Below are 9,155 nucleotides of genomic sequence, written 5' to 3' on the forward strand. Positions count from 1 at the left end.
ATTAAGATACCATATATGAAGAACCTATTAATACTAGATTTAATAGGTTCTTTTTGTTGTGGTTTTTTGAGATAAGATATTATATCCTATGCTGACCCCGTTTGAGATTTCTCCGAGAACCTCTAAGGCACAAAATTGCAAATTCGCTAAGGGCTAGCTAAAACTCACTAAGTTCAAACAGCCGCTTTCCCTAAGCGCCTTTGCAATTTTGCACCTAAGAGTTTCTAAGTCAAAACTCGAGGGTACAGCCTAGGATATAATATCTTATCATGAAACTAACCACACAGTATTATTGTGTTAGGGAGGCTTTGAAAAAGCCTAAGCCGAAGGCATTGAGTGTATAAGATAGTAATTAATATATACTAATTTAATTGATTATCTAGGAAGATTGAAAAATGACTTATTTAATAGATTGGTAGAGTGATTTATATGGTATTCATTGGTAATTAAATTAGACTATGATACAATTGGGTATATATAACAATTAGGAGGGGTTGGGTGTGGGTATAATTGAAGAATTTATAGGGGTATGGAAAGAATCTAATCAGGGTAAATCCCTTAGTATTATTAAAGAAGGGGAGATTTTAAGGTGTTTGTGGACAGAGGTTAAAGGTGAATTAGAGTACAAAAGATCAGGAATAGGAATACTTATTAATAATAAATTATATGTATCTAGATTTAGCGAAAGTGCTTCAAAGGTAGGTATTGGAATATATAAGTCAATAGGAGATGGAAGGTCTAATTCAGCATTATGGGCTTCAACACAATCGCTTAATACTATGGGTTCAGGCATAGCTATAAGAGAGAATATAAGTGATGGTTATGAAGGAAAATACAAGGTTAGATATTTTATAAATGGAATGGAATCTCCAACATATGATTTAAGCATTGTATATATAGAAAGTGAAATACATAGTCTTCAATGGAGTATAGATGAAAAGGTTAAATTACATGGAATAGGAGTACTTGATGATGATTGCATGGCCTTAGCATGGGGAGAAGTAGATTTTAATTATGAAGTATGTATTTTGATTATAGGTAAAGATAAAAAATTAAACTGTAAGTTTGCAAGTTTAGGTGAATGTATAGAGAGTGAAATATACTATTAATTTTATAGTCCAATATTAAAGTTTAGGGGGAAGGTATGAAGGGGAAGAAGTATTTAATTGTATGGGGACTAATTATACTTGGAGTGGTAGGATATATAGCCTATGACAGGTATGACTATACAAGAGTGGTTGCTCCAAATAAGCTTAGTATGAAGGACAAGGTTGAGGACTTTAATCAGCTTTATACTACTATAGTTGAGGGTTATCCATTTCTTGAGGTTAACAAAAGAATGAATGGAGTAGATTTTGTAGCTAAGAAGGATGAATACCTAAAGAGGATTAAAGAAACAGATACAGATAGTAGATTTGAGTCAGAATTACATAGTATAGTTAGGGATCTTAATAATGGTCATAGTGGGATACTTACCAGAGATGTTATTAGTACTTATCAAACAAGTTGTGCATACGTGGAGCCACTTAAAAGTATTTATAAGGACCTGTTTTATAATGATAAGGTTATAGAAAGATATGGTAAGGTACCTCCTAGAGAAGAATTACAGGCAATGGAAGACAGGGAGCAAAGTGGTTTAGTTATTAAGGATGTTATAAGTAACAAAGTTGCATATATGTATTTGCCAAGTATGTTAAGTCAAAGTGCTGTATTTAACAAGGATATGGAAATAATAGAGAAATATATTTCAACTAGAAAAGATTATGATTCGTTAATAATAGATGTAAGAGGTAATTATGGAGGTAGTACAGATTATTGGCATGAAAGTTTATCTATACTAGCTAATAAGCCAGTTGAGACAAAACAGTATAGTTTATTTAGAGCTAATAATCCTGTTGTTAAGGAATTTGCATTTGGCAGAGTGAAGCCAGAGTTTTTTTATAAAGAGTATGGAAAGGTTTCTGAAATAAAGGATATTAATACTTTACCTACTGACTCAATGAAAAATATTCCTAGTGAAGCTAAGTCAATGTTTAGTCATTATTCAGAGCTGTTGACTAGTATTAATCCAAAAGGGAATAATGGATTTAAGGGGAAAGTATATCTCTTAGTTGATAAGAATGTTTATTCTGCAGCAGAAGCTTTAGCAGTATTCTGTAAGGAAAGTGGATATGCAACTATAATTGGAGAAAAAACAGGTGGAGATGGACTTGGAATAGATCCTTTATTATTTAACCTTAAAAATAGTGGAATAGTTGTTAGAATGCCAAGTGATATGGGATTAACTGAAAGTGGCGTATGTAATGAAGAATTTAAGACAACACCAGATGTTATACTAAAGGATGTTAGAAGAATGAGTAACTTTGATAATGATGAGTGTGTTCAGAAGGTTTTAGAACTACAAGGACTTAAATAGATAATGTTAAGAAAGCTTAGGAATGAAGAAAAAGTCCTAGGCTTTTATAGTTTTCACAACATTATTTGGAAATAAAATGGATTTATGTTACAGTTTTACTTGTAAATAAAAATGTAATTATAATAGGGGGAAGGCATGAAGGGGAAAAAGTATTTAATTGTATGGGGACTGATTATACTTGGAATTATAGGTTATATAGCCTATGACAGGTATGACTATACAAGAGTGGTTGCTCCAAATAAGCTTAGTATGAAGGACAAGGTTGAGGACTTTAATCAGCTTTATACTACTATAGTTGAGGGTTATCCATTTCTTGAGGTTAACAAAAGAATGAATGGAGTAGATTTTGTAGCTAAGAAGGATGAATACCTAAAGAGGATTAGGTCGACTAATAGAGATAGTAAGTTTGAATCAGTACTACATAGTGTTATTAAGGATTTGAATAATGATCATAGTGGGATAGTATCTAATCAATTTATGAAAGATTTACAAGCTGCTTATTTATATAACGAGCCATATAAAAGTATATATAAGGATTTGTTTTATAATGAAAAAGTTATAAATAGATATGGTAATACCCCTAGTAAGGAAGAATTAAGGTTTAATGAAGATAATGAGCAAAGTAATTTAGTAACTAAGGATGTTATTAAGAATAAGGTTGCATATATGCATTTACCTAAAATGTTAAGGGCAAGTGCTGTATTTAACAAGGATATGAAGCAAATAGAGAAATACATTTCAACAAGAAGAAATTATGAGTCTTTAATAATAGATATAAGAGGCAATGGAGGAGGATATTCAGGATACTGGTGGGAAATTATATCTAAATTAACTAAAGAACCAGTAAAGAATAGGATATACAATCTTTTTAGAACTAATAATCCAGTTATTAATGAGTATGTATATGGAAGACCAGGGAGTGAAGAGAACTTAAGAAAAATTAAGGATTTACCAATAAGTTCTATGCCTAATGCACCAAAGGAAGCTATGGGTATGTTTACCCATTTTGCTATTGAAGAGCAGATAAATAATCCAGATGGGAAAAGTGGATTTAATGGGAAGATATATCTTTTAGTAGATAGTGTAGTATATTCTGCTGCAGAGGGTTTAGCATCCTTTTGCAAGGAAACTGGATTTGCAACTTTAGTTGGAGAAGCAACAGGGGGAGATGGGATTGGTTCAGACCCTGTGTTATTTAACCTTGAAAATAGCGGAATAGTTGTTAGGATGTCAAGCATGATGGGATTAACTGAAAGTGGTGTATGTAATGAAGAATTTAAAACAACACCAGATGTTATGGTAAAGGACTGTACTAAAGCAGAGGACTTTACTGATGATAAGTGTATCCAGAAAGTTATAGAGCTGCAAGGAATTAAATAGATAAATAAAAGCATAGGAATCTAGATAGGTTCCTATGCTTTCTTATTATAAACTATTGTTTTTTATAAATAATAGAATAATTATACTATGTTTTAATAAATTTGGAAATATTAAGAATTAGTCACCTTTTTGGATTATATATATATAATATAGTGCCATAGAAAAGGAGGTTGGTTAGTATGTATAGGTTTACCCTACCGAAAGATATGTACTTTGGGAAGGACTCCCTTAGTGTGTTAAAAACTATTAGCGGCAAAAAGGCTCTTATTGTTCTAGGTAGTAGCTTTATAAGAAAGCAGGGTTTTCTTCAAAAAGTCATTGACTATTTAGAAGCAGGGTCTATTCAAGTAAGGCTTTTTGAGGGGGTAGAACCAGATCCATCTGTGGAGACAGTGAAAAAAGGGGCTCAGGTTATGCGTGAGTATGAGCCTGATATTATTATTGGTATGGGAACAGCTGCACCTATTGATGCAGCTAAAGTTATGCATGTTCTTTATGAGCATCCAGGAATTAGACTAAGGGATGTTTTTAAACCTTTTTCTCTACCTGAGGTAAGGAAAAAAGCAATATTTATAGCTATTCCATCAATATCAGGAAGTTCTACAGAGGTTACAGGGTTTGCAAAGGTAATGGATTATGAAAATAATCTAAAATATGACGTTATGGATTATAATATTACTCCAGACATTACTATTATTGACCCTTCACTTTCAGTAAATTTACCACGAACCACAATAGGTTATAGTGGTGTAGATGCACTAGCACATGGTATTGAGGCCTATGGGTCTAAGATGGCATCACCTATTTCTGATGCACTAGCGATTAAGTCAGTTAAGACAGTAGTTAAGGATTTAGTTAATGCATATGGTGGAGATATGAACTCTAGAGAAAATATTATTTATGCACAATCTATGGCAGGAATGGCGTATTCTAATGCTTATCTTGGGGTTAGCCATAGCCTAGCAAGTATTATAGGTGATGGGTTTCATATACCTCATGGGGTATTAAGTGGGCTTGTACTTCCTTATATAATTGGATATAACAAGCCGACAAGAATGGATAAATATGCTTATATAGGAAGGGTTCTAGGGCTTGAGGGCAAAAACGACAACGTTGTTGTTGATGAGCTAATATCGCTTGTCATAGGACTAAATAGAAAAATAGGCATACCGTATTCATTAAAAGAGTATGGACTAGATGAACAGGAGTTTAAAGATAATATTAAGATGATGGCTAAGGAGGTTAGTCACTGTCATTGTAGTGAAACTAATCCAAGAAAGCCAAGTGAAAAGGAAATAATCATGCTTCTAAACTGCATCTATTATGGTGTAAAAATCAGCTTTTAATATGTGGAGATCATCTATTTTATAGGTGGTCTCTTTTTTTAGGATATAGAACCTTCTATATTTGAATAATTGGTTTAAAAGAGAATAACATAGTGAATAATATATCAGTGTAGTTGACAAAATATATAGTAGGAATGATAATTTAAGTATAATTTACCCTGGGAGGGTATGAAAAAATTTAAGAAGGTGATTAGATGAAGGCATCATTTAAGATAGTAGGCATGAGCTGTACATCATGTAGCTCAAGGCTTGAGCGGGAAATTAACAAGGTTGAAGGAGTTACATTTGCGTCGGTTAACCTACCACTTGAGACTCTAACTGTTGAGTTTAAGGATAAGTTATCTACTGATGATATTATTAAAGAAGTTACGAGGATTGGGTTTAAGGCTTCTATTAAGGGAGAAAATATCCTAGAAGATGAAGGTGAATCTTCACTTAAGAAGATGGGTTCAAGACTTATTTTATCTTTAGTTTTAACTATTCCACTACTTATTATTAGTATGGGTCATATGGTAGGTATGCCCCTTCCAAGCTTCTTAGATCCTATGATAAGTCCTATGAATTTTGGGCTTATTCAATTGGTTCTTACAACAGGTGTTGTTGTAACTGGATATAAGTTTTACATAGTTGGTATTAAGAATTTATTTAGGTTAAGTCCTAATATGGATACACTAATTGCTATAGGTACTCTTGCTGCCTACATTTATAGTCTGTTTGGTATTTATAAGATATATTTAGGTGACTCTACATATGCTATGCACCTATATTTTGAGTCAGCAGCTGTAATATTAACCCTAATTACCCTTGGAAAGTATCTTGAGGCTAGGGCTAAGGGTAAGACTTCACAGGCTATTAAATCTCTTATGAATTTAGCACCTAAGAGGGCTGTTGTTATAAGAGATGGTGAAGAGGTTAAGATTAAGGTTCATGAGGTTGTTACTGGAGATATTGTAGTGGTACGCCCTGGTGAGAGTCTACCTGTTGATGGGGAGATTATTGAAGGGTCTACTTCTATTGATGAGTCTATGATAACTGGGGAGAGTATTCCGGTTGATAAAAGACTAGGAGACAAGGTTATTGCAGGAAGTATTAATAAGTCAGGTTTTATTAAGTTTACTGCAACAAGTGTAGGTGAGGACACTACCTTATCTAAGATTATTAAGCTTGTTGAAGATGCACAGACAAACAAGGCTCCTATTGCAAAGATTGCAGATAGGGTTTCACTATACTTTGTTCCAATTGTTATAGGTCTTGCTATTGTTTCTTCACTATTTTGGTGGTTTAGGGGAGAGGATATAACTTTCTGCTTAACTATATTTATTTCTGTATTAGTTATAGCTTGTCCATGTGCATTAGGTCTTGCCACGCCTACAGCTATAATGGTTGCAACAGGTAAGGGTGCACAGGAAGGCATACTTATTAAGGGTGGGCAGGTACTTGAAACTGCCTACAAGGTTCAAGATATTGTGTTTGACAAGACAGGTACTATTACAGAGGGAAGACCTAAGGTTACTGATATTTTAACTAATAATATTGATGAGGATGAACTACTTCAAATAGTTGCAAGTGGAGAAAAAGGTTCAGAGCATCCACTAGGTGAGGCTATTGTTAGGGAGGCAGAGGATAGGGGTCTTAAGATAGATTCTATAGAGAACTTTAAGGCTATTGAGGGGCATGGAATTAGCTGCATAGTTAATTCTAAGTCTGTTCTTATTGGAAATATTAAGCTTATGAATGAGAATAATATAGATGTTTCAAGCTTTATAAAGTCATCAGAGGATATAGCATCACAGGGGAAAACACCAATGTTTGCTTCAATTGACCTTGAATTTAAGGGTATTATTGCTGTAGCAGATACTATTAAGGAAGGTAGCAAAGAGGCTGTTGAGATGCTTCGTGATATGGGAATTAATGTTTATATGATTACAGGTGATAACACTGCAACTGCTAAGGCTATAGCATCACAGGTTGGAATAGAGAATGTTCTATCACAAGTTCTTCCTGAGGATAAGGCAAGTAAGGTTAATGAACTTAAGACTAAAGGACGAGTTGTTGCAATGGTTGGGGATGGTATTAATGATGCACCTGCACTAGCCTGTGCAGATGTTGGTATAGCAATAGGTTCAGGTACTGATGTTGCAATAGAGTCAGCAGGAATAGTGCTTATGAAAAGTGACTTAAAGGATGTTATAACTGCTATTAGATTAAGTAGAAGTACTATTATTAATATTAAGCAGAATTTGTTCTGGGCATTTGGATACAATGTATTATTAATTCCACTTGCTATGGGTATACTTCATTTATTTGGTGGACCACTACTTAGCCCAATGATAGCAGCAGGAGCTATGAGCTTAAGTTCAGTATCAGTTCTTCTTAATGCATTAAGACTTAAAGGATTTAAATAATCATGGAAATTAGGTTAACTTTTAATTAATAAACCGTAATAATACCCTATATAACGTAGGTTATTATTATATAATGGTTAAATTTATGTTAAATGGATTGATAGGGGTTACAACATATGTTAGAATTCATATGGATAAGGGATTCCCCCCTTTCGTAATAAGTCAATTCATCAAACTTAACATATAGGGAAGGTTAGTGTAACGGAAACACTAGCCTTTTTTATGTTTTAAATTAATTGTAGCTTGAAAATAATGGAATATATGATAAGCTTAAGTTGAGGTGAGTAATATGATTAGAAAGTTAACATTAATAATATTAAGTATAGGATTAATTTGTTTAACATTAATATCATGTGCTAAGGATGAAAATAAAGTTACCAAGGAAGAGATAGATGTAAAAATAATTTCTAGTAGTGTTAAGGGATCCTATAAGGGAATGCCTATAGAGCTAACCCCTAAGTTAAGTGGAGAATATACTGGAGAGCTTAAATATAAATGGATACTTGAAGGAGATAATAAAATCATAGGATTTTATACTGATAATAAGGAATGTCAAAGTGAAATTATAAATAATGGGGAAAAGGTGTTAGTAGCTTTATATGGTGAAGCTATGCCAGCTAATGATAGTTTAAATGGATTTAAAGTTACCCTTCAAGTTGAGGATAAGAATATCTCAAAGGTTTTAGCCAAGGATAGTATAGATGTTAAGAATATATTAGGAGACTATGTGGTAACTAGGGTTCCACATAAGGATGTAGAGTTTGCTATAATTAATGTACAGGAGAATTTTAAATTTCCAAATGCTACATTAGATAAGGCCTGGTATAACGAGAAGGTAGCAGATGAGTACTTTAATAATAGTAGAAAAGATTTAGTAGATAAGTATAAAAGGGAGAATCTTATTGTTATACTATCTGATTTTCACACAGGTAATCTTGATAATAATCCAGTGCTTGAACCTAACACTACCTATACAAATTACATGTGGATATTATCTAGGAATAATCCTAAGGATACTTGGAAAATAATCGGTCAGGGATATTAAAAAATGATTGTCTTAATTATTAAGACAATCATTTTCTTATATATGGAGTTCCATTTTTCTATTACGTGTATTCATGCCACAGGATTCATAGAACCTTATAGCCTTTGAGTTAAATTCGCTAACAGTTAGCTGTATAGAAGTAATATTAATTAATTTTGCGTATTCAACTATATGGTTAAATAATAATCGGCCAAGTCCTGACTTTTGATTAGAGGATTTAACACATAGATCATCTATAAATAAGCACTTATTAGGCTTAAGTAGATGTAGGTTTTTGGTCTCGACTATCTGGATAATGCTATAAGCCACTACTTGATTAGTGGTAACATCCTCAATAACAAATAGGAAACTTTCTTTATTCTCTAGAATTTGTTTGTATTTATTTAGATTTAAGGGAACTTCAACAGGTAAGTATATGTCAGGTCTATTTTCAACATGTAACTGATGAACTTCTTTAACAAGGGATGAAACATCCTTATAGTCATTTATATTAGCATCTCTAACTATGAAATTCATTATAATTCCTCCTATAATATAAAGGCTCTATTGTTATAGGTAGATGC

The 9,155-nt window shown here is 33.0% G+C and carries 7 protein-coding genes; 6 read left to right on the plus strand and 1 reads right to left on the minus strand.

Going from position 1 to position 9,155, the window contains the following annotated elements; genetic code table 11:
* Positions 1 to 500 precede the first annotated feature (500 nt).
* From RR539_RS07060 to RR539_RS07085, 6 genes are all read left to right on the plus strand, one after another.
* Positions 501 to 1,109 carry a hypothetical protein gene (locus tag RR539_RS07060; protein WP_332474840.1) on the plus strand — a complete coding sequence of 203 codons (609 nt, stop codon included), beginning with the start codon at positions 501 to 503 and terminating at the stop codon, positions 1,107 to 1,109.
* 35 nt (positions 1,110 to 1,144) lie between these two features.
* Positions 1,145 to 2,416 carry a S41 family peptidase gene (locus tag RR539_RS07065; RefSeq protein WP_332474841.1) on the plus strand — a complete coding sequence of 424 codons (1,272 nt, stop codon included), beginning with the start codon at positions 1,145 to 1,147 and terminating at the stop codon, positions 2,414 to 2,416.
* Positions 2,417 to 2,551: 135 nt separating this feature from the next.
* Positions 2,552 to 3,796, plus strand: a complete 1,245-nt coding sequence (locus RR539_RS07070; protein WP_332483770.1) for a S41 family peptidase — start codon at positions 2,552 to 2,554, stop codon at positions 3,794 to 3,796.
* Positions 3,797 to 3,975: 179 nt separating this feature from the next.
* Positions 3,976 to 5,142, plus strand: a complete 1,167-nt coding sequence (locus RR539_RS07075) for an iron-containing alcohol dehydrogenase (RefSeq protein ID WP_332483769.1) — start codon at positions 3,976 to 3,978, stop codon at positions 5,140 to 5,142.
* Between the two features lie 194 nt (positions 5,143 to 5,336).
* On the plus strand, positions 5,337 to 7,547 hold the full coding sequence (locus RR539_RS07080; protein WP_332483768.1) for a heavy metal translocating P-type ATPase: 2,211 nt from the start codon (positions 5,337 to 5,339) through the stop codon (positions 7,545 to 7,547).
* A gap of 289 nt (positions 7,548 to 7,836) precedes the next feature.
* The gene (locus RR539_RS07085; RefSeq protein WP_332473867.1) at positions 7,837 to 8,592 is read left to right on the plus strand and encodes a hypothetical protein; all 756 of its coding nucleotides are present in this window, start codon (positions 7,837 to 7,839) and stop codon (positions 8,590 to 8,592) included.
* Between the two features lie 36 nt (positions 8,593 to 8,628).
* Here the strand turns inward: RR539_RS07085 and RR539_RS07090 are convergent, their stop codons facing one another.
* Positions 8,629 to 9,108, minus strand: coding sequence for a GNAT family N-acetyltransferase (locus tag RR539_RS07090; protein WP_332483767.1), 480 nt, complete (start codon positions 9,106 to 9,108; stop codon positions 8,629 to 8,631).
* Positions 9,109 to 9,155: the final 47 nt, after the last annotated feature.

Source organism: Clostridium sp. (assembly GCF_036639235.1).
Taxonomy (GTDB): Bacteria; Bacillota; Clostridia; order Clostridiales; family Caloramatoraceae; genus Clostridium_AB.

Coding starts and splice junctions, on each gene's coding strand:
- RR539_RS07065 (WP_332474841.1), top strand. CDS start 1,145: ATGAAGGGGAAGAAGTATTTAATTGTATGGGGACTAATTATACTTGGA.
- RR539_RS07070 (WP_332483770.1), top strand. CDS start 2,552: ATGAAGGGGAAAAAGTATTTAATTGTATGGGGACTGATTATACTTGGA.
- RR539_RS07075 (WP_332483769.1), top strand. CDS start 3,976: ATGTATAGGTTTACCCTACCGAAAGATATGTACTTTGGGAAGGACTCC.
- RR539_RS07080 (WP_332483768.1), top strand. CDS start 5,337: ATGAAGGCATCATTTAAGATAGTAGGCATGAGCTGTACATCATGTAGC.
- RR539_RS07085 (WP_332473867.1), top strand. CDS start 7,837: ATGATTAGAAAGTTAACATTAATAATATTAAGTATAGGATTAATTTGT.
- RR539_RS07090 (WP_332483767.1), bottom strand. CDS start 9,108: ATGAATTTCATAGTTAGAGATGCTAATATAAATGACTATAAGGATGTT.